At 46.3% G+C, this 26,974-nt stretch carries 25 protein-coding genes, 1 tRNA gene and 1 pseudogene; 6 read left to right on the forward strand and 21 right to left on the reverse strand.

Features of this window, described 5'->3' with window-relative positions:
• Positions 1–127: 127 nt before the first annotated feature.
• From BLT32_RS03835 to BLT32_RS03900, 14 genes are all read right to left on the reverse strand, one after another.
• On the reverse strand, positions 128–1,567 hold the full coding sequence (locus BLT32_RS03835) for a flagellin (RefSeq protein ID WP_053952964.1): 1,440 nt from the start codon (positions 1,565–1,567) through the stop codon (positions 128–130).
• Positions 1,568–1,831: 264 nt separating this feature from the next.
• Positions 1,832–3,046: a flagellar hook-associated protein FlgL gene (flgL, locus tag BLT32_RS03840; RefSeq protein WP_053952965.1), complete on the reverse strand. Its 1,215-nt coding sequence runs from the start codon at positions 3,044–3,046 to the stop codon at positions 1,832–1,834.
• A gap of 5 nt (positions 3,047–3,051) precedes the next feature.
• On the reverse strand, positions 3,052–5,067 hold the full coding sequence (gene flgK, locus BLT32_RS03845) for a flagellar hook-associated protein FlgK (protein ID WP_053952966.1): 2,016 nt from the start codon (positions 5,065–5,067) through the stop codon (positions 3,052–3,054).
• Positions 5,068–5,161: 94 nt separating this feature from the next.
• Positions 5,162–6,121 carry a flagellar assembly peptidoglycan hydrolase FlgJ gene (gene flgJ / locus BLT32_RS03850; protein ID WP_053952967.1) on the reverse strand — a complete coding sequence of 320 codons (960 nt, stop codon included), beginning with the start codon at positions 6,119–6,121 and terminating at the stop codon, positions 5,162–5,164.
• Positions 6,122–6,133: 12 nt separating this feature from the next.
• Positions 6,134–7,189, reverse strand: coding sequence for a flagellar basal body P-ring protein FlgI (locus tag BLT32_RS03855; RefSeq protein WP_407716538.1), 1,056 nt, complete (start codon positions 7,187–7,189; stop codon positions 6,134–6,136).
• 55 nt (positions 7,190–7,244) lie between these two features.
• On the reverse strand, positions 7,245–7,919 hold the full coding sequence (gene flgH / locus BLT32_RS03860; RefSeq protein WP_053952969.1) for a flagellar basal body L-ring protein FlgH: 675 nt from the start codon (positions 7,917–7,919) through the stop codon (positions 7,245–7,247).
• A gap of 22 nt (positions 7,920–7,941) precedes the next feature.
• On the reverse strand, positions 7,942–8,730 hold the full coding sequence (gene flgG, locus BLT32_RS03865; protein WP_053952970.1) for a flagellar basal-body rod protein FlgG: 789 nt from the start codon (positions 8,728–8,730) through the stop codon (positions 7,942–7,944).
• 37 nt (positions 8,731–8,767) lie between these two features.
• Positions 8,768–9,511 (reverse strand): flagellar basal-body rod protein FlgF, encoded by a 744-nt coding sequence (gene flgF / locus BLT32_RS03870; RefSeq protein WP_053952971.1) that lies wholly within the window; start codon positions 9,509–9,511, stop codon positions 8,768–8,770.
• A 123-nt stretch (positions 9,512–9,634) separates the two neighbouring features.
• On the reverse strand, positions 9,635–10,990 hold the full coding sequence (gene flgE / locus BLT32_RS03875) for a flagellar hook protein FlgE (protein WP_053952972.1): 1,356 nt from the start codon (positions 10,988–10,990) through the stop codon (positions 9,635–9,637).
• Positions 10,991–11,005: 15 nt separating this feature from the next.
• On the reverse strand, positions 11,006–11,689 hold the full coding sequence (gene flgD / locus BLT32_RS03880) for a flagellar hook assembly protein FlgD (RefSeq protein WP_053952973.1): 684 nt from the start codon (positions 11,687–11,689) through the stop codon (positions 11,006–11,008).
• A 14-nt stretch (positions 11,690–11,703) separates the two neighbouring features.
• Positions 11,704–12,156: a flagellar basal body rod protein FlgC gene (gene flgC / locus BLT32_RS03885; protein WP_053952974.1), complete on the reverse strand. Its 453-nt coding sequence runs from the start codon at positions 12,154–12,156 to the stop codon at positions 11,704–11,706.
• Between the two features lie 15 nt (positions 12,157–12,171).
• Positions 12,172–12,573, reverse strand: a complete 402-nt coding sequence (gene flgB, locus BLT32_RS03890; RefSeq protein WP_053952975.1) for a flagellar basal body rod protein FlgB — start codon at positions 12,571–12,573, stop codon at positions 12,172–12,174.
• A 95-nt stretch (positions 12,574–12,668) separates the two neighbouring features.
• Positions 12,669–13,502, reverse strand: coding sequence for a CheR family methyltransferase (locus tag BLT32_RS03895; RefSeq protein ID WP_053952976.1), 834 nt, complete (start codon positions 13,500–13,502; stop codon positions 12,669–12,671).
• A 20-nt stretch (positions 13,503–13,522) separates the two neighbouring features.
• Positions 13,523–14,458, reverse strand: coding sequence for a chemotaxis protein CheV (locus tag BLT32_RS03900; RefSeq protein ID WP_053952977.1), 936 nt, complete (start codon positions 14,456–14,458; stop codon positions 13,523–13,525).
• 162 nt (positions 14,459–14,620) lie between these two features.
• Between BLT32_RS03900 and flgA the strand changes: the two genes are divergently transcribed.
• The 6 genes from flgA (at position 14,621) to BLT32_RS03930 (ending at position 18,088) form a co-directional block, all read left to right on the forward strand.
• Positions 14,621–15,346, forward strand: coding sequence for a flagellar basal body P-ring formation chaperone FlgA (flgA, locus tag BLT32_RS03905; RefSeq protein ID WP_053952978.1), 726 nt, complete (start codon positions 14,621–14,623; stop codon positions 15,344–15,346).
• Positions 15,347–15,436: 90 nt separating this feature from the next.
• Positions 15,437–15,763, forward strand: coding sequence for a flagellar biosynthesis anti-sigma factor FlgM (gene flgM / locus BLT32_RS03910; protein ID WP_053952979.1), 327 nt, complete (start codon positions 15,437–15,439; stop codon positions 15,761–15,763).
• A complete protein-coding gene (locus tag BLT32_RS03915) occupies positions 15,763–16,164 on the forward strand; it encodes a flagellar protein FlgN (protein ID WP_053952980.1) in 402 nt (133 codons plus the stop codon). The genes flgM and BLT32_RS03915 overlap by 1 nt, the downstream gene beginning before the upstream one ends.
• Positions 16,165–16,222: 58 nt before the next feature.
• Positions 16,223–16,702 (forward strand): LPP20 family lipoprotein, encoded by a 480-nt coding sequence (locus BLT32_RS03920; protein WP_053952981.1) that lies wholly within the window; start codon positions 16,223–16,225, stop codon positions 16,700–16,702.
• A 107-nt stretch (positions 16,703–16,809) separates the two neighbouring features.
• On the forward strand, positions 16,810–17,973 hold the full coding sequence (locus tag BLT32_RS03925; protein ID WP_053952982.1) for a flagellar assembly protein FlgT: 1,164 nt from the start codon (positions 16,810–16,812) through the stop codon (positions 17,971–17,973).
• A gap of 41 nt (positions 17,974–18,014) precedes the next feature.
• Positions 18,015–18,088: transfer RNA gene (locus tag BLT32_RS03930), tRNA-Arg, on the forward strand.
• A gap of 9 nt (positions 18,089–18,097) precedes the next feature.
• On the opposite strand, the gene BLT32_RS03935 is transcribed toward BLT32_RS03930, so the two are convergent.
• From BLT32_RS03935 to BLT32_RS03965, 7 genes and pseudogenes are all read right to left on the reverse strand, one after another.
• The gene (locus tag BLT32_RS03935) at positions 18,098–18,346 is read right to left on the reverse strand and encodes a hypothetical protein (RefSeq protein WP_053952983.1); all 249 of its coding nucleotides are present in this window, start codon (positions 18,344–18,346) and stop codon (positions 18,098–18,100) included.
• Positions 18,339–18,770, reverse strand: a pseudogene (locus tag BLT32_RS03940) (CDP-alcohol phosphatidyltransferase family protein); the annotation flags it as partial. The pseudogene BLT32_RS03940 and the gene BLT32_RS03935, both read right to left, overlap by 8 nt.
• Before the next feature lie 93 nt (positions 18,771–18,863).
• Complete coding sequence (locus BLT32_RS03945) at positions 18,864–19,007, reverse strand: hypothetical protein (protein WP_200906796.1); 144 nt, start codon at positions 19,005–19,007, stop codon at positions 18,864–18,866.
• Positions 19,008–19,263: 256 nt separating this feature from the next.
• Positions 19,264–19,848, reverse strand: coding sequence for a FlgO family outer membrane protein (locus BLT32_RS03950; RefSeq protein ID WP_053952984.1), 585 nt, complete (start codon positions 19,846–19,848; stop codon positions 19,264–19,266).
• Between the two features lie 24 nt (positions 19,849–19,872).
• Entirely contained in the window at positions 19,873–20,433 is a 561-nt protein-coding gene (locus BLT32_RS03955; RefSeq protein WP_053952985.1) for a FlgO family outer membrane protein, read from the reverse strand.
• Positions 20,434–20,619: 186 nt separating this feature from the next.
• Positions 20,620–23,523 carry a TonB-dependent receptor plug domain-containing protein gene (locus BLT32_RS03960; RefSeq protein ID WP_053952986.1) on the reverse strand — a complete coding sequence of 968 codons (2,904 nt, stop codon included), beginning with the start codon at positions 23,521–23,523 and terminating at the stop codon, positions 20,620–20,622.
• A 299-nt stretch (positions 23,524–23,822) separates the two neighbouring features.
• The gene (locus BLT32_RS03965) at positions 23,823–26,816 is read right to left on the reverse strand and encodes a TonB-dependent receptor (protein ID WP_053952987.1); all 2,994 of its coding nucleotides are present in this window, start codon (positions 26,814–26,816) and stop codon (positions 23,823–23,825) included.
• Between the last annotated feature and the right edge of the window lie 158 nt (positions 26,817–26,974).

The raw sequence follows: 26,974 nt of genomic DNA on the forward strand, positions 1-26,974 counted from the left end.
AAACTTTAGCGTTTAATTGAAGTTTTTTTAAGCGGTATCGATTTTATTGTTAAGTTGCTGAATTACAGGCATAAAAAAACCGGAGCCAAAGCCCCGGTTTTTAGTAACGATTGAGTTAGTTGAGCTATTAGCCCAGTAACTGCAGTGCCGCCTGTGGACGCTGGTTCGCCTGCGCCAGGATAGTCTGTGAAGCCTGCTGCAGGATCTGAGCCTGAGTCAGTTTCGCAGTTTCTGCAGCAAAGTCAGCATCTTTGATTCGAGACTTCGCACCTTCCAGGTTCTCTGCGATGTTCGATTGATTACGAATTGTCGCCTGGAAACGGTTTTGGACCGCACCTAAGTCTGCTCGTTGCGAATCGATACGAGAAATCGCAGCATCAATTGTTTTCAACGCATCTTGAGAACCTTCATAAGTAGAAATATCTACTTGAGCTACCTCTGAAAGATCTCCTGATGTAGCATTTAGGGCATCTCCAATATCAGTGCCACCTCCATTATCGGTTACGGCAAAATCGTTACTAGAGGATAGTTCTAACTGAGCATCAACAACCCCAGCATTATTTGCTGTTGAAAAGTCAACAGTTGTTCCTGCTAAATCTACCGAGCCTGTGTCAGTTGCGCCAGCAGAAACCTTAACACCTTTAACATTTTCTGCTGTAATTTCTAACGAGCCATCATCTTTTATCTCGTTGCGAATACCCGATTTACCTAGGTCTTCAGACAGTTTACTCAAGTCACCGCCATAAGCTTCTAAACTGAATGTTTTTTCACCTATCTCAAGTGTTCCAGTTGCATCATTTGTCAAGTTAGACAATGTTGTGGTTACACTTGTTTTAGCTGAAACGCCTGACTCAGCTGATTTAGCGTTAATCGTTTCCGATATATCTGTAATAGTAGTGTTCGCATCGCTATAAGTGTAATCTGCGGTGCCTTCCGAGCCTTGGATAGAAAAATCTAAGGTGTTTGTCGAAGTGTCTACTTCAGTGTAGTCTTGGTTAGCCGCTACCGTTGCACTTGATGAATCAAATGTAGTTGAAGCTCCCTTAACATCATAGCTACCGATTGCGTCAGCTGACATATTGCCTAACTGAACAGAAATAGTTTCATTTGCATTCGCGCCAACTTGATATTGCTCTGTACCAAATGAACCATCTAATAAGTTCTTACCGCCAAAGCTAGTGGTTTCAGCAATTCGAGTAAGCTCCTGCTGCAAGTTACCGATTTCTTTCTGTAATGCTGCACGATCTGAATCAGAGTTTGAGCCGTTAGCTGACTGGATAGACAGCGTACGCATACGCTGAAGAATGTTAGTTGATTCGTCCAGTGCACCTTCTGCAGTTTGCGCCATTGAGATAGCGTCATTTGCATTACGGTTACCCTGATTCAGGCCGTTGATTTGAGAACCCAAACGGTTGGAAATTTGTAAGCCTGCCGCGTCATCTGCGGCGCTGTTAATACGGAAGCCTGACGACAAACGTTCGAATGCTTGGTCAAGCGAGTTACCTGAGCCCATCAGCTGACGCTGTGCGTTCAGTGAGCTGACGTTAGTGTTTACATATAGTGCCATGATAATGCTCCTAAGTTTCTGCTTAAGCTTGGATTCAATCGTTGTTGCCAAGCTGGAGGAATGTTTCGGCTTCGTGTTTTGCCTGGTTAAATTTTCCTCTCACAAAAGGTATCGGCAGGATTTGGGGGAGCTTTAGAATTTTTTTGAAAAAATTTGAAGTTTTTAAATAGCCTGACATTGATGTCAGGTGGAGAACGATATAAAGAACGGTCAGTTAGTAATTTAAGCAACTCACCTGCCGTAATAACGGCAGGTTACATCCGTTTATAAATAGTCGAACAAGCTTAGGCGGCTTACCCGGCTGAACACTTGTTGGGCTGCTGAGTAAATGGTTTCGTTTTTGACTAAGTCGGTTACGGCTTCTGAGTAGTCTACGTCGGAAATATCAGCTCGTGCCTTCTTATTCACTATTTCAATATCAGCATTGCTGAGTTTTGCATTATCCATAACGTTTAAGCGTGCACCAACAGAGGCTTGGGTGTCGGTTAAGTCGCTAATAACGGTATTAAAATCATCTAGCGCAAAAGCAATTTCGCTTTCATGAAAGCCTTTGCTTTCAGGGGCCGACTCTTCCAGTGCAGTGGCCAAGTCTCGAATTTGGGTTAACAGGTTGCGCGACACTGGCTCACCAATAGAGTAGCTGAACGAATCACCAGCAGCTGGCATATTATCTGGGTTAAGCTCTAGCGCCATGCCGTTGTATTCGACTTTGCCGTCCGTTACCGTTCCTGTCACCACAGGGTTAACGCCGTCATCAACTTCATAAGTGTCCGGTCCGGTAAAGGTCACCGTGAAATCAGTGGGATCACCTGCATCAATACGTGCTTCCGTATCGGCAATAAGTGCGTCGCGATCAGTAACTTCGACTTTCTCGATAAAATTATTTCCACCGGTTAGCTCAAAGTCTACTCGCTTAGACACATTAGAAAATGCACGGCTGCCCGGGTCATTTGCTGGTAAATATAACGTTGGTGACAACTGAATCGTACGCTGCCCCTGGTCGCCTACATACTCATAAGCTTGGTCTGCGTCATTAAACTCCATGGGCTGAATACGATTTTGGTAGCCAGCAAATATATATTCGCCTGACTCGTCCTGTGCATTGGTTAAATCAAAAATAGAAGTCTCGATATTGCGTAACTCTGATGCTATCGCTTTACGGTTCGTTTGATCATAGCTTGCGTTACCTGCCTGAACAGCCAGCGTCCGGGCCTTTTGAATAGAGTCAGTGATGCTATTTAACACACTCTCCTCACGGCGCAGGTTGTTCTCGAGTGTTACCGAGTTACGATCGAACTGTTCGTTCTGGCCAATTTTTTCATTCAACGCCAGTACCTGCGAATTACCAATAGGGTCATCCGCCGGACTTAGAATTTTTGTCTGCTTGGTCAGCATTAGCTGAATTTTATCCAACCGACTCTGTGAGGTTTGTAAGCTGTCCAGCCCACGCTGGAAAAATAAGTTAGTACTTAGTCGCATAATTCTTACCTCAATGACGTCAGCAAGGTGTCAAAAATAGTCTGTGATGTCGTAATAATTCGGGCCGACGCTGTGTACGCTTGCTGGTACTGAATAAGGTTCGCCGCTTCTTCTTCCAGGTTCACACCGGCTTGCGAGTCATACAACGTTTCTGTTTGTGACTTTATGGCTTCAGCAGAGTCTCGTAATACACGGTTTTGGCTCACTCGGCTGCCCACGTCCGACACTAAGCGACCGTAACTCTCGTTAAAGGTCATAGTCGGCTCTGCTTCTTCTCCGCCAGAGCGGCGGACGAGTTGTTGACGCTGCAAGTCAGCCATTGCCTGACCATTGCTGTTATCATCAAAACCATTGGTGTTGTATTCGATAGTGTATTCATCACCAACGGCTGGCTCACCATTAATATCGACTTCGTAGTCCGGATCGGTTAAACCCGCCTGACCTAAAATGCCATTAAGATCGGTGGTTCCGGTAATGGAGTTTATAAGATTACCGTCTTTATCAAATACATCCAGGTCATAAGCATTTCCTGTCTGTCCCGTCACCTCGATGCGTGCAGGAGCAGTACCTAGTAAAGTATTATTTGCAGTATCGAAATAATCATCCGGTGTATTAATAGCTGCTATTTCAATACCGGCAGCGCCTTGGTTGTCCAAACCGTCTTTAACCCGAATAGGATTCGCTAACGCAATGTCTTCCGGACGCCGAATGGCTAAGCTTATTTCTGATGCTGCGCGGTCAGCTGGTTTTGCAAGGAACTGGTCACCTGTGTCCGCTGCGCCAGTTAAGTCTAACGAAATACCCAGCTCACTAATATCAATAGTTCCCGGCGACGCTTGAGTCACGGTAATTGTATCCGCACCACTTACAACCGAACCATCTTCATTAACCGGTACTATTTCGTATTCGTCCGGGTTACCCGTTTTAGTAATACGTAAATTTTCTGAAGGAAACGACTTACTATCCCCTTCCAAAATACGCACAGTTATTTCACCGGTACCGGTATTGTCTGCATACTGCAATGCTTGCGATTCAGTTTGTGACAAATCGAATATTTTACGCCCCAATTGGTTGTCTAAGTCCATACCTTTTTGGTTTTGAGTGTTCATGGAATCAGCGATACGAACAGCAAGTTGTCCTAACCTTTTCTGGGTTGGCACTAGTACTTCGTCGCGATACTCAAGATAGCCACCTATCGAGCCGCCAATCTCACCAGTCGGCACATAGAACTCACTGACACTACCACCGCTGTGCTCTTTTTTTAGCACCATTTCCAACCGCTCGGTATCAGGGTTACTTTTCATAGCAACAGCGTTGAAACGACCATTCTCCAGTACTATAGGCTGGCCGTTTTTCAAGTTAACACTTACTGCACCGCTTTTTTGCTCCACGGTACTGAATTCGACTAACTCAGCCAACTCTCTTAATTGCTCATCGCGCTTATTCAATAATGCGTTCAAGTCGCCATTATCGTTATTTTTTCCCGCGGAGTTTTGAATTTTTGAATTCAACTCTGCCAGGTTCTTTGAAATTGAGTTAATTCTGTCTGTTGATAATGTCAGACGGTCGTTGATGATGCTTTTCTGGTCATTTAAATACTGCGAGAAGTCATTGAACTTAGTGACCATTGCATCCGCTTCCGCTAACACCAACTGGCGGGCTGTAACAGAGCCCGGGTCATTATTAGCGTCTTGTAGAGTATTAAAAAAGCTCTCTACCGATGAAGCTACGTTTGTGGTGCTATCACCCAGCAGAGTGTCTAACTGCTCTGCCTGTTCTAGATTCGCTTCGTAGTAGCTCACATTGGAAATGTCGTTTCGTAACTGGCGATTGGCAAATTCATCGATCATGCGCTGCACACGCAGGCGCTCCAAGCCGCCGTACTCGCTTTCCATATACTCGGTGCGTTCACGAACGTAGCTTGGAGTGTTTGTATTATTAATGTTTTTACCGGTAATTTGCAGGCTCTGCTGATGAGCTAATATGCCGTTTTTACCGATATTTAATAAGTCAAAACTCATCGATGTCTCTCCAGTAACTCTGTGCCCTGTATCGGCAGTGAGTAAATAATGTTTAGTTTAGACGGCAATTTTTTGCCGCCCATTGCAGACGCTTTTAAATTGCTTTGTCCGCAAATGCCGGGTTATTTAACACCGACTGAATTTTTTGTGCGTATTTAGGATCCGTCGCGTACCCCGCTGACTGTAAGGCTTCAGCGTACTGCGCCGGATCATCAGCGACCTCTAACGCCTGCTGGTAACGCGGGTGCCCTTTTATAAAATCAACATAGTCCTGCAAGCTCTGTTCCACGTTAGAGTATGAGCGAAAAGCAGCGCGCTCTTTGCGGGCCACGTCGCCGTCAAACTCTAATGTACTGACGTGAGATTTATCGCCTGCCCAGCGCTGGTCAGCTTTTATATTGAATAAATTATTGCTTGAGCCGCCATGGCGCCCCGGTACTAATCGTTGCCCCCAGCCGGTTTCCAGGGCTGCTTGAGCAATAAGTGCGTTCGGGTTCAGCCCTTCCTGTTTTGCTATTTTCTCAGCATGCGGCTTAAGCGCTGCGACAAAACTCTCGGGGCTGTTAAATCGCGCTTCACCATCACTTAACTTAGCGGTATTAACGCGCTTATTGCCGTAATAAAGCCCTGCGTCGACACCACCGTGTTCACTCAGTCTTTCCGCTCTGTTTTTCATGCGCGGGTCATCTAAGTTCGCACCAGAGCGATTCTTATGCCCATGCTGGTAGCTGTCGTCACCGCCGAGCTGCTTAACCATAAGCTCAGCCAAACCTAACGAGCCCTGACTGGATAGTTCAGACGTCAGCTGCTGATCGTACATATCTCGGTACATCTTGGTGTAGCGGCTGTCCAACATGTTGCCTTCTTCAAATACGGCGTTGGCTTTACGCATACTGCCCATGACCATATTCAGGAAAATGGCTTCGAACTGCTGCGCCGCCTCCATTAAGGCTTGCTTGTCATCCGGGTTAAACGCACGCTCACGCAAGCCATTCAGGCTGTGCGTGTCCATGGCTAATTCAGCTTGTTTGAATTGTGCGTTTGAGCTTGTCATATCAGCCTCGGCTTAAATAACAATGAGTTCGCCGCTGAGCGCGCCAGCTTGTTTTAGTGCTTCCAGCACGGCAATGATGTCGCCTGGTGCCGCACCAATTTGATTCACTGCCCGAACCAGATCATTAAGCGTTGTGCCCGGCTGGAATACAAACATACGAGCGTCGTCTTGGTTCACATCAATAATCGACTGCGGCGTTACTACAGTTTCACCGTCACCAAACGGGTTCGGTTGGTCGACGTTCACGTTTTCGGAAATAGTCACCTGCATGTTGCCGTGCGCAACAGCGGCTGGTCGTAGCTCAACATTCTGACCGACCACAATAGTGCCAGTGCGAGAATTCACAATAACTTTAGCCGATGCAGACGCTTGCTGAACTTCTAAATTTTCCAGCGTGGACATATAACTCACGCGCTGATTCATATCACGCGGTGCACGAACACGAACCGAAGTTGCATCCACAGCCTGCGCAGCGCCTTCACCGACTAAACTATTAATGGTCTGAGCCATACGTTTGGCCGTTGTAAAGTCGGACTGATGCAGGTTAAAGGTAAAATAGTCCGAAGAACCAAATGAGGTGCGCACTTCACGTTCAACCGTTGCGCCTCCCGGTATACGACCAACTGTTGGCGTATTAATTACAATACGGGAACCGTCGTTACCCTCTGCACCCAAGCCGCCGACAATCAGGTTACCTTGTGCGACGGCGTACACTTCGCCGTTTGCACCTTTTAAGAAAGTTTGCAGCAAGGTACCGCCGGTTAGGCTGTCTGCTCTGCCCACAGAAGACACCGTCACATCAATTTTCTGACCGGGTTTCGCGAAAGCCGGCAAGTCAGCATGCACCGCAACGGCCGCCACATTTTCAATTTTGGGTCGCTCATTAGCGGGGACATTAATACCAAAGTTACCCAGCATAGTGCGGAAAGTTTGGTCAGTAAACGGGGTTCGCTCGCCCGTTCCCGGCAAACCAACAACTAAACCATAACCTATTAGCTGGTTGTCACGAATACCCTGCACCGATGCAATGTCTTTAATACGAGATGCCTGCACGGGTGCTACCAACATCGAGACTAAGCACAGGGTTAAGGTAATTAGTTTTGCTACTTTCATGCCCAACTCCTTAGAACGGCCAAATTGGACTGTTGAAGAAACGTGTTAACCAGCCCTGCTCCTGCACTTGGGCAAGGCTGCCCGTGCCTGAGTATTCAATACGTGCATTGGCAACACGAGTCGATGGAATTTGGTTAGCTGCAGTTATGTCCCGTGGCCGGATCATGCCGGTTAAACGAATGTACTCGTCGCCGGTATTAATGCGCATCCACTTCTCACCACGCACTATTAAGTTGCCATTCGGCAGTACTTTTATCACCGTCACAGTAATTTCACCGGTAAGTTGATTGCTTTGATCCGAACTGGCGTCGCCATTAAAGTCCCGCGTTCCGTTAATGCCAGCAGACAACGGGTTGCCTCCAACGGTAATATCCCGTCCAAACATTGTTGGCGCACCAAGCTCTGCCGTGCTTTCTTTAGAGGTTTCAGTCGTTGCCGTTTTACTGGCGGTTGTCTGCTCCTGCAGGGTCACCGTAATAATGTCGCCTAAGCGACGCGCTTTTATGTCTGAGTACAGGTTGTCTGCGTACGCATCCTGAAATAGAGACCCCGTTGGCACGACCGGCTGTGCACGCTCTTCCGGCAATACCGGTGCGTAGTAAGGGTCATCCGGCATTGGCTTATGCGGTGAGCTTGCACAGCCCGTCACCGCTAAAATTGCTAAAGTTGCTAATAAGTAACGCATCACAGCCACCTGTTATTGATTATTAAAGTTGCTGGGTGACGAAGCTCAGCATTTGGTCAACCGAGGAAATCACTTTTGAGTTCATCTCGTAACCACGCTGACTCTCAATCAGGTTGACCAGCTCTTCAGTCACGTTGACGTTAGAGGTTTCCAGAGCCCCCTGAATGGTGTTACCCATACCATCAACACCTGGCACAGCCTCAAGTGGTGCGCCGCTGACCGCTGTCTCGCGATACAGGTTTTGACCCATAGGCTCTAAACCCGCTGGGTTAATGAAGTTGACCAGGTTAATTTGGCCGACCACAACGTTGTCCGGGTTACCGGGCTGAGTTACCGTCACTTCACCTTCCTGAGAAATGCTGACTGACATAGCGTCTTCAGGAATTTGAATAGCCGGCTCTAACGTATAACCGTTACCCGAAGTCACCATCTCCCCCTCTTCGTTTAGTGAAAACTGACCGTTACGCGTGTAGGAGATAGTTCCGTCCGGCATCAAAATCTGGAAGAAACCTTTGCCGTCAATCATCACATCCAGCGAGTTGTCGGTCGTTTGCACATTACCTTGAGTGTGCGATTTTTGCGTCGCAACAACTTTGGTACCGGCGCCGACCATAAGGCCATTCGGTAACTCGGTGTCCTGAGCAGACTGGCCGCCCGGCTGGTTAATGTTTTGATACAGCAAGTCTTCAAACACCGCGCGACTTTTCTTAAAACCAACGGTGCTTGAGTTCGCCAGGTTATTTGAAATGACCGAGATATCGCGCTGCTGCGCATCCAGTCCGGTTTTACTGATCCATAATGCTGGGTTCATGTTATGTCTCCTCTATACGCCATTAATGAAAGTTCGACTAACTGATGCGCATCAGCGACTCTGAGCGCTGTGCGTTCTCATCGGCGGTTTTCATTAATTTGACGTTCATTTCGTATTGGCGCTGCAGAGCAATCATGCTTGTCATTTCTTCGACGCTGTTGACGTTGCTGCTTTCCAGAGCACCAATTTGTAATTTAACGTTGGCATCGGCTAGCGCGACTTGGTCATCTTTCAGCTTGAATAAACCATCCGTGCCTTTCTCGATATTGCCATTTGGCGGGTTCACCAACTTGATACGGCCTATCACTTCCATAACATTTTCCGGTGCGCCCATAGGACGAATGGACACATTACCGTTAGAGCCTATTGTCAGCTTGTCGACAGGTTGCGGCACAAAAATAGGACCGTTGTCACCAATAATGGTGTTGCCTTTTGAGTTTTTAAGAAGGCCGTCGGTACCCACTTCCAAGCTGCCATTTCGGGTGTAGCGCTCATTGCCGTTTTGATCCTGAACTGCTATCCAGCCCTGGTCTTTTATGGCGACATCCATATTGCGGCCGGTGGTTTGCAGCGCACCTGCGGCAAAGTTCTGCCCAGGACTTTCGGTCATGGCAAACACCCGCGTTGGCAAGCCTTCGCCAAACGCCTGCATAGAGCGGGCTTGTTCCAAATCCGCCTTAAAACCGTCAGTGTTTGCGTTGGCAAGGTTATTTGCCCGCACCGACACCGCGTTCATGTTTTCTTTGGCGCCGCTCATGGCTATCCAGAGCATTTTGTCCATAGCTGACCTCCAGCCAAAATTTTGTCGTTTTCGATCGTTATCCTAGATAATGCAGATTCCGTGCCAAGAACGAAAAAAGACGCCCGAAGGCGTCTTTTGTTTTACATTTCCCAGTTAACTCAATTATCGAATCTGTAGGATAGTCTGGTTAATCGTGTTATTCACTTCCAACGAACGCGAGTTTGCCTGGAAGTTACGTTGCGCGGTAATCAGATCCACCAGCTCTTTGGTTAGGTTAACGTTGGAGTTTTCCAGGGCTGACGCTTCAATGCCACCAAAAGTTCCGGTATTGGCTTCGCCTGACAGCGGCTCACCCGAGTCAATGCTCTCACGCCACTTGGTACCACCAATTTGCGTTAAGCCCTGCTCGTTGGCAAAGCGAACAATGGCAACCTGGCCTAAGTATTGAACGTCACCATTTGAATAAGTTGCAGCAATAAGGCCTGACTTGTCGATATCAACGTTAGTCAGACGGCCTACGGTGCTACCGTCTTGGTCCAGGTTAGTCACCTCGAAATCTGATGCGAACTGAGTCGGTGTTGTTGTGCCGCTTAGATCTTGGAAGTTAAATTGAATTGTTTGAGCCGTTGCACCGTTATCAAGGTATGGTCCATCGGGCCCTGCTCCACTCAAGTCGAAGTTCGCAGGATCAAAGTTCGTCTGACCTGGGACTCCCGTATCAGGCTCACCATTCCCCTGGAATGCAATTTGAACCCCCGAATAGCCATTTACTGATGTTGTAGCAGAAGCTGTTCCAGAGCCGGTTGGGGTCATATCAATTTCTTGCCCGTCAAATGTTGCGTAGACATCCCATTGGTTGTTCGCATTATCTCGTTTCACGTAATAAGTAGAAAGCGTATGCGACTCACCCAGTGAATCATAGACGGTTGCAGAGGTTGAACTGTGATAAGTACTTGGCGTCTCAGGATCAAACGGGTTTGCTGTACCATCAATCGGCGAGCGACGCGCATCCACGTTAAATGCGGTAAATACATTATCGGTACTTTGCGGAGCACCCGCCACATCTGGTATACGAATAGGCTGTGTAGTAGCTAAAGCAACAGATGAATTCACACCACTGTTTCTATCGACCTGATATCCTTGTAAGTAGTTGCCTTGGTTATCAACAATAAATTTATCGTCGTTCAACTTAAACGCACCCGAGCGCGTATAAGTCATATCACGAGAGCCGAGATCATCGGTTGTTGCAAAGAAACCGTTGCCTGAAATCGCCATATCCAATGAGTTTTCAGTGAGTTCTAGCGCGCCTTGACTAAACTGCTGAGCTACCGATGAGGTCAAAACGCCGTCCCCAACTTTGGTATTACCGGCATTAAAGATGCTTGTCGCATAAACGTCAGCGAATTCAGCTCTAGATTGTTTAAAACCCGACGTCTTGACGTTTGAAATATTATTAGCAGTTACATCTAAATCTTTTTGAGATGCATTGATACCGCTGAGTGCAATACTAAATGACATAAGTCACCTCACTTGTTAACTAATTTCAGAGACATCGGAAAGCTTGATGCCACCTAATCCTTTAAGATTCAAAACAACGCCACGTTCACCGCCAGTACTGACACTTTGAACGCGTGCATGCATTTGTAATGGAAGCTCTTCGGTTTGACCGCCGACTGTCGCGTTCACCGAAAATGAGTAATTACCGGCCGGCGCTTGTTCGCCGGTTGTCGTGGTTCCGTCCCACTCAAACTCTTTGGTGCCTTCCGGCATATCGCCCAGGTTAAGGGTTTTCACCACCGCACCGGTCGAGTCCTTAATGTTAATTTTCACATTCTGAGCGGTTTGCGGCGTGGCTATCATCCCCGACACACCTGCACCTTCTTCCAGGTTTGCCTGATCAGTCGGAACCAATACTTTGCGCCCAACCATAGTCGAAGCCTGCAATGCCTGGTTTGATGTCATGTCTTCCGCAAACTGGTCAAAACGCTCAGACATTCCGGTAATACCTTCCGCCATGGTGAAGCTGGTCATTTGAGCAATCATCTGATCATTCTCAACCGGCTTGGACGGATCCTGCATATTTAACTGCTGCGTCAACAACTTGAAGAAGTCTTCCTGCTCAAGCTTTTGCTGCTCGTCAGGGTCAGCGTATTTCGCGCCTTCGTCCTTCTTCCATTTCATGCTGTCGATGTAGGAGTTATTGCTTACGCCTTCCATTTGTTATCTCCTGCTTACCCTTGACCCATGCGTAGTAAACGCTGCGTCATTGTTTTGGCTGTATCCGCCACCTGAACGTTGGTCTGGTATGAGCGGGATGCCGAAATCATGTTGGCCATTTCTTCCATGGTGTTAACGTTCGGCTTATAGATGTAGCCGTTTTCGTCCGCCATGGGGTGGTTTGGTGCGTACTCAATTTGCAGTGGGTCATCACTTTCGACTATGCCCAAAACTTTTACGCCCGCCGCTTGTCCGGCTTGTGTCTGATTCGTCAGACTGTTGCCGCGATAATCGCCTTTAGCGTCAGCTAGTGCGGTCGCGAAGACCGGGTTACGCGCTTTGTAGGTTTCATCGATACTGCTACTAACTGAGTTTGCATTGGCCAGATTACTGGCTGTGGTGTTCAGTCGTACTGACTGGGCACTCATTGCCGAACCGGTCACGTTGAAAATATTAAATAGGCTCATTGTTTTTCACCTCACCTACTGTCCGCCGCCAAGGGCTTTCTTCACACCACTGATACGACCGTCGAGAAAATTCATGGTCATTTCATATTCCAGTGCATTTTGTGCATACAAGTTTTGTTCCAACTGCACATCGACAGTATTACCGTCACCCGTGTCGGGTTGGTTTGGAACCCGAAACTTTTCTGTGCCCTGCGGTTTTATTTCAACATTGAAGTGCTTTTCGTGGGTGCGCGCCATTTTGTGACTTTCAATGCCGCGCTGTGCCTGTTGCAGCGCTTGCTGAAAATCCAGCCCTTTGGCCTTGTAGCCGGGGGTGTCTGCGTTTGCAATATTATTGGCAATAAGCTCTGCACGTTGGGTGCGTATACCCAGCGTGTGTTGCTGTATTCCCATAATTTTATCCATGGAAAGTGCCATTTTTTTGTCTCCACAGTGTTCGATGGTGAAGACAATGCAGATATCGTGCCAGAATTTCCGACAGATATTTTTGAAAAGGAGGCTAAGGGGCGTCGTTACTTACGACGGTAGATAATACCGGGGTTGCAGCGAATCATCTCGAAATCATCGGTTAAGCCTGAAATAGACTCCGATGCGCCAAGAATGAGGTAGCCGCCCGGGTTTAATGATTGCCGGAATTGGGCAATAATTTTCCGCTTTACTTCCGGGGAGAAGTAAATAAGCACATTGCGGCAAAAAATAACATCGAACTTGCCGAGTAATGAATAGCTGTCCAATAAGTTCAGGTGCCGGAAGTGGATATATGTTTTTAAGTTATCTCTGACTTTCATCGCCCCCGGCTTACTACCCTCAGTAAAGTACTTTTGACGACGCTCTGCGGATAAGCCACGCGCTAGTGCCAAACTGTCGTACTCACCAATACCACACTGCTCTAATACCTTATTGGAAATATCCGTGGCGGTCACTTTAATGCCACCTTTTAGAGCACCAGGGTTTTTGGCCTTAAATTCGTCATAGGTAATGGCAATAGAGTACGGCTCCTGTCCGGACGAACAGGCCGCTGACCATATTTTTAGAGGTCCGGTGTGGTTTTTGTATTCAGCAAAAATACGATCGTGCAGAATTTGAAATGGGTAAGTGTCGCGAAACCATAAGGTTTCATTAGTGGTCATGGCGTCAATAACCGCCGCCCTCAGTGCGCGTTCACTAATTTTCATAGAGCGCTTTACCAACTCTGACAACGAGTCAATATTAAAGCGCCCCATTAACGGGCTGAGCCGGCTTTTAACCAAGTACAGTTTACTCTCGCCCAGCACAATACCGCACTGGTGCTCCAGGAACTGACGAAACTCTTGGTATTCCGATAAACTTAATTCGCGATTCGACACGTTATATTAACTGCTACTCTTTAAATGGTTACTTCGGTATTAAGCCATTTTTGAACGGCTGTCGCCAGCTCATCGGGATGAAATTTTGCAATAAAATCATCGGCGCCGACTTTCTTCACCATAGCCTGATTAAAGACGCCACTCAATGATGTATGCAAAATAACATGAATATCGCGTAAATCGGGGTCAGCTTTTACCTCAGCGGTTAATGTATAGCCATCCATCACCGGCATCTCTACGTCGGACACCATAACAGGTACGTGGGTGTGCACATTGCCGCCCAACTCTTTTGCTTTCTCTTTTAAATACTCAAGCGCTTCTTTACCGTTTTTCTTCACTTCCAGATTGATACCCAACGACTGAAGCGCGCGCTTAATTTGGTTGCGTGCTACTGAAGAGTCATCGGTAATAAGAATAGTGAGATCTTCTTTGGCAACATTGATTTCGGCACTAGCTACTTCTTCACTAACGTCCGAGTTAACCGGCACTATGTCGGCCAAAATACGTTCAACGTCAATTATTTCAACCAATTCATTTTCGATTTCGGTGACCGCGGTCAGATAAGCGTCACGCCCTGCCCCTTTCGGCGGTGGCATTACGTCTTCCCAATTAATATTCATAATGCGATCAACACCACCCACCAGGAAGCCCTGAACAGTTCGGTTGTATTCGGAAATAATGACGAAGCGGTTTTCAATGTCGGTGATAGCCGGCCCGCCGGTTGCCATGCTCAAATCGATAATGGAAATAGCCTGGCCACGAATATGTGCAACACCTCTGACTAACGGGTTGCGCTGCGGCATTGCCGTTAATTTAGGGCATTGCAATACTTCGCGCACTTTAAATACGTTGATGCCGAAACGCTGTTTGCCAGCGAGGTTGAACATCAACAATTCCAGTCGGTTCTGTCCGACCATTTGTGTGCGCTGATTCACTGAATCGAGAATACTGGCCATGCTTCACTCCTGTAATATGGCAGGCTACCTTACTTCGGCACGGTATTTGCTTAAACCACTACCAGCAAATATGTATTGGTGACGCCGCCGAACTTTTGACGTTATACCGTTTTTTTCGGCAGGCAGCCAGATAACCTTAATAGATAACGTCAGGATATTTTTATGATAGTACGTAAATCGCTGCTGATCAGTTCGATTTTTGCAATAACGACCTTATTTACTGGTCTGAGCGCAAATCACGCACAAGCGCAAGGTAATGACGTACGCCTGGATTATAAGGCATTACAGACTCTGGCGCATGACTTTGTGCGCTCAAGAGTCAGTGCGCCTGAAAATGGTCGTATTGATGTTGTTGCCAATAACCTCGACCCAAGAATGACGCCTAAACGCTGCTCAGCAGCACCAGATGTTGGTTTAGCGAGCAACGCGCGCTTAGACGGCTACACAACCGTTGAAATTAAATGTGCGACGGCAAATGGGTGGCGTACTTATGTACCGGTCAGAATTTACCGTTACAAAAATGTCGTGACGGCGTCCGGCCCCATGACTCCGGGTCAAATGATTAGCGAAAGCGATTTAACGTTTGCCGAAGTGGACTTAAACCAAATACGCTCTAATGTTTACACCGAGAAGGAACTATTGGTTGGCGCTCGCGTCAAAAAGCGCATTGGTGCGGGACAGGCCATTCGAGCGACTGACACCTGCCTTGTTTGTGAGGACCAAACGGTTACAATAGTAGCTCAAAACAAGGCGTTGAGAATTACCGCTGACGGAAAAGCGTTAGCTGACGGTTTAAAAGGCGAGTCGGTTGTTGTAAAAAATGCCCGCTCAGGCAAATCGATAGAGGCTGTTGTGACAGGGCTTAACGAGGTTACCGTCAACCTTTAGAATACTTTACAAAAAAGTGCATTTTTTAGTTAAGTTTTTTCGGATATGGTCGATAAGTAACCGAGACTTACTATCTAGCGAGGCAAGAAAATGGCTATTAATATCAATAATGCCGGGCTGAAAAACGCCAGCATCGACAACAAGTCAAGCAACCGTCAGGTCCAAAATGGTGGCCAGGCAGGTAACTCTGCATCGGTTTCTCAGAAAGGCGGTGATGCGGTTTCTTTAACCAGCGAAGCGCAACAACTGGGCGGCTTGCAGGAAAAAGCCATGAACAGTAGTGGCATCGACCAGGCTAAAGTCGACAAAATTAAATCAGAAATTGAAAGCGGCTCATACAAAATTAATGTTGAGCAGTTAGCGTCAAAGCTAGCTCAGTTTGAGTCGGATCTGTTTGCAGGTGGTAACGACGAGTAATGACGGAAGTAGCGTCGGTAAACCAATTGCTTGATGACATGACGGAGTCGCTAGATAGGCTGGCTTTGCTGCAACAGCGCGAGCTAAATGCCATTGTCGAACGCGAGCATGCCGACGTTCCTGCTATTACTTCAGAAAAAGAAAAAGCTCTGGCCGAAGTGACACGCCTCGACACTTTGTTGTCAGAGCATCCCGACAAAGACACTTTGAAAGAAGACGCGCAGTTAGCCGCTGCGGTTGAGTCCATTAAGCAAACCCTCGCCAATATTCAACACCAAAACCAAGTCAATGAACGTGTGGTTCAGTCGACGCTGAACAGCATTGACCAACTCAAGCAAAGTATTTTGCAGTCGGCCCGCAAAGACTCTCTGACCTACAACAGTAAAGGCAAAATTCGTTAAAGAATTCTGTGCTTCAGCCGTTATAACGATTAGTACGTTTTAGTCCGTAGAGGTCGTTATGACAAAGCAAATTTTGACACTGGGTGTTATCCTTTCATCAATGCTGTTGAGCGGTTGTGCCGCTTACAACAACTTTGTGTACGATCAAAAGCACGTCGAATGGGAAACCCAAACTCCTGACACCTTTCCGGTTTTAAATGCGGTTGGCTATGCCCCCATTGAAAAACAAGCCGGCGACTCCGCTCAAGTAAAAGACTTAAACGCTATGCGCGCCTCAAAGCTCGCTGCGTACCGAGAGCTTGCAGAGCAAGTTTACGGACAACGGATTGCCGGTAGCAGTTCAGTGGAAGACTGGGCGTTAAATAACGACAGCTTTCAGGCATCGGTTGACGGTGTTATTCGCGGGGCCGAAGTTGTGAAAACCTACACTGTAGGCGAGTATTACGCGACAGAGTTGCGTTTAGACTTTGAGAAAGTGCACCGCTTGTATCAAAGCACCAACCGCCAGCAAAAAGTAAAACGTGTTGTTTATTATTAAGCGGCGCTTTTAAGTCATAATTTGGCAGGGTTCTTGCAGTTTATTTCAGAGAAAACCACAAAGACCGACAATAAATCGACACTTTGGATAAGACTGGGATACGACACATGAACTGGAAGACCTTGCTTTTACTCGCGTCACTTATTTTTCTTGCGTTTCCAAGCGACGCCCGCTGGATTGAAGCTCAGGGTACGGCGCGTATTGTTAACGGTGATGTCGAAAAGGCACGCCAGCAAGCCATTGAAAACGCTCTTCAGCAAGCCCTACTCTCCTCCGGTGGCAGTATCAGCAGTATTCAGCAAGTTGTCGATGGTGTATTAAGTAACACAGAAACCCAGTGGACCAGTCGAGGCAATGTTGATCAAGTCAGTATTGTTCGTGAAGAGGTTCGCGATGATCGTGTCGTGGTTTTATTACGTGCTGATATCTGGAACCGTGAAGGTGACTGCACCCGCAGTAGCTACAAAAATTCCGTCACTATTGTGCCGTTTGAGCTTCGTGATCGAGCCCATGGCACCTGGGGCCAAATTTGGGACATTGGTGAAGTTGCCGCTGAGCGCTTTTCCCGCACTCTGGGCGGTGTTGGCAGCCAAATTCATATTGCGCATACCTTGCAGCGTCACGCCGGTCTAAACAACGCTTTAAGTGGTCTGAACCTTGAAGAGTTAGGTCGTATGGCACGAAGTCTTGGGCTGGCTAATGACAGTCAGTTTGTGGTGTTTGGATTATTTGACGACCTGGCTATGATGAATACGGATTCAGGCTGGTTATGGTCGTCAACGCCTGACCGCCATTACGCACTAACCCTTTATTTATTAGATGCAAGCACTGGCCAGCTAGTGACTCGTGCCCGAGTTGAAGACACTCAACCCTGGACGTTTGACCGCTCGGCAACCGTTGATGTGGCTACTGCTAACTTCTGGGACGAACCTTTTGGCGCCGCTCTCGACAGTGGCTTAGAAGACCTGGCCGGTGGCGTGAAAGAAAAGCTTGTTTGTAAGCCAGTGCGCGGCCGGGTTGTTGCTGTTGATGAAAAGACCGTACAGTTTAATTTAGGCCAGCAACACGGCGTTAAAGTAGGCGACAAATTAAAGGTCCTGCACCCGAGCCACTTTACCGATGACCAGGGTCGTTTTCGCCAAAAATGGGAAGTCAGCCAGTTTGACGTGGAAGTGCAACAAGTTCAGCAAAGCACAGCAGTGGCTCAGTTAACCGGCAGCAATATGCTGCATAATGTACAAGTCAGAGACTGGGTTGTTCCCATTGACTAGGGGATGAAACCGCTCGCCGGTTCTGGCATAATTCGCGGCACGTCCCCGTAGCTCAGCTGGATAGAGCAATTGCCTCCTAAGCAATAGGTCGCAGGTTCGACTCCTGCCGGGGACGCAAGCCAACTCAGTTGCGAGTAAAAGGTATTTTCAATACGCCCCAGCCGCTGTTTTCAGCCCATACCGCTACGCCAGTTAAACCAATGGGGGCGATAACTCTTAAAAGCACGGTATCAATAACCACAATGCCTAAGTTTGCCGGCCAGCGCTCCTTACGGCTGTAGCGCGATCGGCGCTTAGGCGACGCATACTCCCACAACACCATGAGAATAAGCACACCCAAAAATACGCTCAGTCGCCAGGCTGTTTCAGACATTGTCAGCCGCTCCCTTTCTTAAGGTTCGGTAACCCGCCAGAATGCGGGTTATTGCTGTTATCCAACAGGCCGCGGCAAAAATATACGCCAACACAGCAAAAAGCTGAGGCCACAGACAAAATGCGACAAGCGCCAGTATGGTTTCAAAACCTTCCGTTAAACCGCCCATGTAGTGCAGTGACTTATTGGGGTACGAAGGGTTCTCGATTCCCCGCTTTCCCGCCACGCTGGCAAATGCCAAAAACGTTGACCCCGTGCCCATAAAGGTCACCAGTAGCACTCCGGCTGCTACGGCGTTCTGCTCTGGAGATGCCAGTAAAAAACCAAACACCACCGCACTATAGAAAACAAAGTCGAGCACAATATCGATGTAACCGCCAGCATCGGTCAGTTGCGTTCTTCTGGCGACTGCCCCGTCGAGGCCGCCGGCACAGTTCCAATGATCAGTTATCGCCGGTAGAGTATGAAAAACGTTTTGAAAAAACGGCTACTGAGTGTCTAGTGAACTAGTGGCGATTCAGTACGTTTTATAACGCTCTGCGGTAAAAGCAACTTCAGCTTCTGCTAATAAGTCCGCATCTTTAATGTCTAGCAGGTTAATAAGTATGTCAGTGCCCGGATAACAGTATTTATCCTCAGCTACCCCATATTTATCGCGCATACTTTCGCTTTAGCTCTTGTATGGATGTACTTTTTGACGATTTTTTGTACGTCAATCCTTCATAATTAAGGCTTGTTTCAAAATTATCCATTTTAGGTTTAAAGCTGCCTTGATATTGATTTTCCGACGAAGAACCAGCTTGAGACATAACACCCTCGAAATACCAAATTTGTTACCCAATTATAACAAACAACACTTTTATGCGCATAAAAAAGTAGAAACACGCACTTTTATGCGCATAAAAGTGCGTAATTGGTTAAGGCGCTTTTCTAATAACCGGCTTGCCGTGGTCTTCGCTTAATTGATGAACCACGTGAGCCGGAATAAATACCTGAGCCACACTAGCAACATCTTTGGTGTTGATGTCGACCAAGCGAGCGTTTGCCATAATACCATCACGATGATGCGACAAAGTCCCCACCATCACGTGCGTTATTGGCATGATCTCGTCAAGTTCCATATAGTCACGCGTTAATGCAAAATCACCGTTCGATGTAACGCGAATAAAGTCCGTTGTTTTGAAGTCCAATACACTTAGCTCGCGGCGATGCAACTCCTGCACTAACTGCTCAGACAGCACCTGGCTGAGAGCCGAGCTCTCATTGTACTGACCCGTTACACCGACAAGGTTGGTAATACCGACTTTAACACCACTGAGTCGAATGCTGGCGTTATCAACTAGTTGTTCCGCAAGTTTGGCACTGTATTGTGCGCTGTAGGGCTGCGAATAAGTTTCGGGTGGCTGCTCTTTTGCGACCTGCTGTTTTGCCGGCAAGACGGTACAGGCCGAAACTAAACTTAACGCAGCTGCCGATATAAATACTTTACTTAATACATTCATAATGACTGTCCTATATCTGCGTTTTTAATGGCGTTGTAGCCGACCATCAACCATTTCTGTTTGCTTATTGGACCAATACAGGTGTTTTGGCACATAGCGGTTTGCCGCTGCCAGCACTTCTTGGCTGCGGCGGTCAATAATACGCAAGTTCACAATGGCACCATCATCCTTACGCGACAACGTTCCGACTAAGACCCAGTCGAGTTTTGGCTGAGTTTCCAGCTCATCAACATTGCGTGTCATATTGGTTGAGCCGTCGGCCGTTAGCGTTACATAGTCCTGAGCTCTAAATTCAACGACATCCAGGTTACGCTCTTTAAGGTGTGCGTAGAGGCTTTCACTTAGCTGATGGCTTAGCTTGTACATTGAGTCGCCTTGTTCTGGAAGCTCTAAGGTTTCCGCTAGCACCCAGCGCGTAACACCAATATTTGAATAGCCGTAATGCTGGTTAACTCGCTGTAGTTGACTTGCAAGCTGTGCAGCTAAATCATCGCCAATTTTTTCATGAGGATTGCTGACGTGAGCTAATGCAGAGCTACTGAAAAGCAACGCCATTATTGCAAAAAGAGTCGAGCGAAGAGCCATAAACGCACCTGTATTTAAAACGCTGATGCTTTTGTATCGGCAGGTGTTAGGGAAGGTTTAGGAAAGACCTATAAACAATAAAAATACTTGTATAAAAAAATCTCGGCTGACAAAGCAGCCGAGATTTGGATATTACAATTAACTTGCCCTTTCAAATAACAAGCTAAAGTTTAAACTCACTAATTATTAAAATGAGTAGTTAAGGCCTAAAGTAATACGTTGACCCAATAAATCATAGTAAGCACCTTGGCTGTACATACCTGGACGACGAGGAGGTAATTTGTCAAACATATTCAACAAACCAAGTCTCACTTGAAGTTCTGGTGTAACATCATAACGAGTTGTTAGGTCAAACTTCGTATAAGAAGGCACATCATTGTAGTTATTTTGGTTTGGTGTCCAATTATTATCAAGAACAGTAGACGCTCTGTAAGTCATAGAAAGAACAGCTGAGAAATCACTGATCTGATAACTAGTAATGAAGCGATGTCTCCATTCCGGACGTGCTTGTTCACCAGTAGCATCAATCTCATCTTCAGCTAAGCCAGTACTATTACTGATTCGCTCATTAAGGTAAGTACCAATTAGACGGAAGTCAAAGTTACCAAAGTCCGTTCCTAACCGATAAGCGGCCTCTATATCGTAACCTGAAGTACTGCTATAAGCAGCGTTAACAGGACGTTGATAGAAATTGTCTATCTCAAACGTTTCAGGATCACGTTCGATTAAGTCACAGTAAGGGTTATCGATGGAGCTAGAGCGGTAACAAAGGTTAACAGCCGTTCCTACACCAACTGCTGAGATTGCATTGGTAATTTCGAAATCCCAGTAATCTACGGTTAAGCTCAGCTCAGGCAAGTAACTTGGCGTATAAACAAAGCCCGCTGTTACGTCTTTTGCCTGTTCGTTGCTTAAGTTAGGGTTACCCTCGTTGAAGCCTGGTCTGGTAGAGCCATACCACTCATCAGAAGGAGAGAAGTCCTCTGGCACACCAGCAGCAGCACAGTTTGCGCGAATTTGATCTCGGTATTCAGTACTAAGTTCACCTACTCGGTCCGAATCACATACGTCAAAGAAGCTTGCGAATGTTTGACCTGGCGGATTATATAGTTCACCGATATTTGGAGCTCTGACCGATTTAGAACGGCTAGCACGGATTCTAAGTTCATCATTTACTTCCCAGTTAACACCTAGTTTCCAAGCATCATCCGTTCCTGATGTTGAGTAATCCATATAACGGTACGCCGTTTCAACAGTTAAGTATTTAGCGAAAGCTACATCACTTAATACTGGAATAGATAGCTCAAAAGCAGCTTCTGATACATTATATTCGCCATCAAGCGGGGAAGATAAATTGTTAAACAGTAAGCCTGCACGCATAGCTGGGTCAGGCAACGTTGAAGCTTTTTCTTCACGATACTCGACACTGAACGCTGTCGCTAACGGACCAGCTGGTAGCTCATACAAGTCGCCTGTTACCGTTGCGCCAACAACACTCTGCTGTATGGAAGCGCGACGAATTGCGTCCGTACTTACCCAGTCGTAAGCTTCATCGGAAAATTGATTAGAGCCAAAAATATTAAGAGGCACACAACCATTGGACGTATCACGACACTGTACTTCACCGTCAACTTCTACTGCATCAATAGCTTGGTAAAAGCGATCTTCAAACAATTCGCCATACCATTCGGTATCAGCTTGAACATGACCGACAGTTGCATAAGCGTCATACAACCAACCGCCACCTAAAGCACCTTCGAAACTCAATGAAGCCCGCGCTAAAGTACGATCCTGAGTATATTGACGATTACCGAAATCCGACGCAAGTATACTTCCGGAAGTATACTGCCCAATATCGTCACCGAACGCAGGATATCCTGGGTAGGTACCTTCTCTGAGAGCCGTACGATCTTCAAAGTCGCTCTGAATAATTGCTCTAGCATCATCAGTTAAGAATGCATTATCTGGGCGAACAGTAAATCCTAAGAATGCTGGTGAGCTTTCACCGTACGCATCAGTTTTTGAATAGTTCACTTCTAATTGCATTGCATGGTCGCGATTAAACTCGTAACTCATATGAGTTGTAAAGTTTATTCTATCAAGCGGTGTTCTATAGTAAGTATTTTCAGAGAAATTATAACCATCACCACCTAAGTAGTCTTGACGACCACTACCTAAACGATAAGGTAAAGGCTCACCATAACCAAATGGTTTGAGCTGACCGTCTGCTGTATAGTTATATTTATCACCAAACACAGTAGAGAAGTCACTGGTTTCTGAATAAGAAGCTAAAACTTGCTGTCCTAATCCCCAGAAAATTAATTGCGGAATAGTATCATCATCGGGATTCGCTGCCGCCTCTGGATTCTGCAAAACAATTGGCGCTTCACGTAAGTTTTCACGATCCATAGCCGACAATTGACCTGATTTCGTTACACTCAAGTTAGTAACAAAACTCGCTTTACCTGTACTAGAGCCGAACGTTAAAGAGGCAAACTCTTCATCGCCGCCGTCTTCGAATGGACGAATTGCTGATACATCCAGCTCTACACCATCAAAGCTTTTCTTTGTAATAATGTTTACGACACCGGCTACTGCGTCTGAGCCATAAACCGCCGATGCGCCACCAGTAGTAATTTCAATCCGTTCGACCATCGCCGTAGGGATATTATTTAAGTCGACAGCCCCTGAACCCGGCGCACCAGCGATGAAGCGACGACCGTTAACCAATACTAAGGTTCTGTCCGAACCCAAACCACGTAGGTCAGTATTATTCAGGCCACTAGCAAAAATTGTGTTATTTGTTGTCTCTGGAGAAAGGCCTACTAATGTGCTCGGCATTTCGTGTAAAAGGTCAGCTACGTTATTTACACCAGCGTCAACTAAACCGTCACCAGAGATAACAGTGACTGGTGTAGGTGCAATATCTCCCATACGAGCAATTCTTGAGCCTGTTACTGTTACACGCTCAACATCTTCCATTTGCTCTTGCGAAGATTCAGCATCTTGCGCAACAGCTAACGCTGGGAAGCCTAAAGACGCAGCTACTGCTGCCGCCGTTAAGCTTTTTCGGAATGTAATATTTTTCATGAGTAAAAACTCCCTGGAACGTTTTTTATTGTTTTACTTCTTTTAAGAAGTGTTAAGGAATTTAACAGGAAGTTATAAATATGTAAACTTTTAGTTTTTTATTTGTTAGATGCTTTCTTGTTTATGAAGCCTTGGGTGTGATACATGCCTCCCCCCTTTAAAACCTAAAAATTTTCGGTTATCTAATATCAGTGGCAATTTATAGTTTCTAATAAAACCTATTAACAGACTTAGACTAAAAAGTTACCCTCAACAAAAAGACCGCTCGTTTGAGCGGTCTTTTGGGCTTTGTGAATAACTTAGAAACGAGCTTCGAATCCTAAACGCACATAGCGAGGTGTCTGCCAAGAGTAAGCTGCACCATACCACTGGTTACGATTACCTTCAGTTACCTCATAATGTTCGTTCAATGAAGTTGCTTCTTGAGTGTTTAAGATATTGAAAACATCTAGTGAAGCTTTCATATCAAAATCACCAACAGTGAAGTTATAAGCAATTGACGCATCAATATTGAACGTCCAAGGCGTACGACCCACTGTTCCTCGAGGAACACGGTTATAAGTACAGTCACCAGTCACATCATCACAGTCGGCGATGTAGAAAGTATCACCGTAGCTACCATAGATGTTAGGATCTTTGTTTGGATAACCTTGACCAAACGCAGACAGCGGGCGACCACTAGAGAGCGTAGTGTTGAAACCCGCAGTCCAGTTATCGTCAATGTCGTAGCTACCGAACAACTTAAACACGTGACGACGATCGTTAGCTTGATAACCTTGAGCACCATCCATCAGAGCCGGGAAATCGAAATCCTGGGTAATACCTGGATCGGCCTGATCAATGTCAGACTTAACTGCACCTTCGAAGTTACCTGTGCTACGAGACCAAGTGTAGATGAAGTTCATGCGGAAATCTTCCGTGTTGTACTTCAACTCTGTCTGCCATGCCAAGTACTCGTTGTTTGCTTCAGGCATTTGAATAGTGGTGTCATTAGGATGAGTAGTCAAAGAACCTTCATCCGGTTGTCCATCAAACAATGCTAGTTTATCTTGGTCTAGTGCTTCACCATCCCAATAGTATCCATCTTTGTACCAAGTTGAATCTTCACCTGGGTTAATCAATACACAGTAAGGGTAAGCATAGATACCACAGTAGTCATCAAGTGCACTCGTTACATCGCGGTATGTACCACGTAATGAGAACGCTAAATCTTCATTAATTGATTGTTCAAAACCGATAATGAACTCTTCACGAGCAAACGGGTCTGCCTCTTGTGATTGGAACACAGGCTTTGTCGGAACAACAGAAACTGATGACGTTGTTTGGCTATTTGCCGCGGTACCGTTAACCGGATCTAAACCTTGAGGCACGCCTGTTGCCGGATCAATGTCATCAAAGTAATAATACGTTGTTGTATCACTTACACCTGATGCAGCACGGTAGATCGTGTTATTTGGTACAGGAAGGTAATATTTACCCCATGTAGCGTAAAGCTTCGTATCACCGGTGCCAAATACGTCCCAGCTTGCGCCTAAACGCGGTGCCCAGTTAGTATCAAAAGAGTAAAGAAGTTGATCTGTAGTACCACTACCCTCGAACTTATCCTTACGGAAACCAATATTCAAGGTCACGTCTTGTGCTACACGCCATTCGTCTTCAATATAGTAGGCTGAAAGCTCCGAACCGAAGCTACCGCCACCTGTAAAGATACGGTCTGAAACGTAGTCGACTGCGGCACCACTGTTATTTGTAAATAACACGCCACTATCACCCTGCACCGAGCCGCCATTTTCAAGCGTTGCATATTCCCAGCTATGACCGCCAATTGGGCGAGTTATATTGGTTGAATCACGCTCTTGAAAGTCGTAGCCCGCACGAATTGTGTGGTCACCCCAGTAGTACTCAAGATCTAAACGGTACTGGGTATTCTTATCGAAGTTTTCACCAATGGAGCCACCTGGACCACATGAACTTGCTGGGTTCGCTAGATCTTCACGGGTATCAATAACTGTTGAGCATTCAGTGTTTGAAGGTTCAGAACCATACTGAGTCTCAAGCTCGCCAGCCATCGCTGATACTGTTAAATTATCAGTCCAATAGCCCGTATAACTTAAGCTATGCGCAGTACCACCATTCTCATAAATAGTTGTACCGATACTGTCACCAACAACACGGGTATTCGGATTGTAAGCGTAAATGTCCCGAGTTTCAGTATTCTCGTTAGAATAACCAAAGTAACTCAAACGATGATTGTTAGTGATATCCCAATCAATTTTTGCACCCCAGAACAGATTATCACTCCCCGAGGACTCCCACTCGTTATAACGATTATCAGCGGCGAATTCACCACCTATAACAGAAGCGTTAGTAGTTTCTTGAGAGCGAGGATTAACAAGTGCGTATATAAATAAAGTATCTTCGATAATTGGACCAGATGCGCTTAACGTGACGCTGTATTCATCATTTTCGTTAACGCTGTTATCGCGGAAGACATCACCTGTACCACCTTGACCACGCGAGATTGAACCTTCTTCTTGTAGACCCGAAGGTTCGAAGAAAGAAACTGCAGAGAATTCCCACATGTTTGTACCGCTTTTTGTGACAGCATTAATAACACCACCAGTTGAGCGACCATACTTAGGAGACATTCCCCCAGTTTTTACCTGGAACTCTTTATAAAACTCAAATGGAACAGAACCGCAACCAAGACCTCGACGAGTATCAGTAACCTCTAAGCCATTGATATAGCATGAGTTCTCTGCAACAGAAGCGCCACCGAATGAAGCATTGTTCCCGAATCCATCATCACCTGGAACTGTACCTGGCGCAAGTAAAGCTACGGAAGTTAAGTCACGAGCTACCGGTAGTTTATCAAACTCAACTTCACCAACTACTAAACCTGAGTTTGTCGTTGTTACATCAACATTTGAGATACGAGCACCAGTTACTTGGATAGTTTCAACTGAATCACCAACTCGTATTGTTGGAGTTGCGTTCGTACCTAGTGATACACGAACTGTTTGATTAGCAACAACTTCAGAACCTCTTTTGACTTGAAGTTCATAAGTTCCTGTAGGCATTGCCGGAAAACGGAATTCACCATCTACAACGTCGATTTCACGCGAAAAACCTGTTTCCGGGTTAGTCGCAGTTACAGTTAATCCCTGAACATTCTGGGCTTCCACTTCACCTAGAATGCTTGATTGCTGTTGAGCTATAGCTGGTGTAGTCATGCCCATAGCCGCAGCAACAGCCGCAGCTGTTAACGTACGTTTAAAAAATGTATTTCTCATGAGTAAAAACTCCCTGGAACGTTTTTATTATATCGCTTCTCTTTTGAAGCAGCTTCAAATCTAGCAGGAAGTAGAAAATATGTAAACTTTTTGAAGTGATATTGTTAATTATGTCAAAATGATGTGAAAAGCCGCATACTACGGCTTTTCAAGGGAAA

The sequence above is a fragment of the Idiomarina zobellii genome, from assembly GCF_900100855.1.
Taxonomy (GTDB): Bacteria; Pseudomonadota; Gammaproteobacteria; order Enterobacterales; family Alteromonadaceae; genus Idiomarina; species Idiomarina zobellii.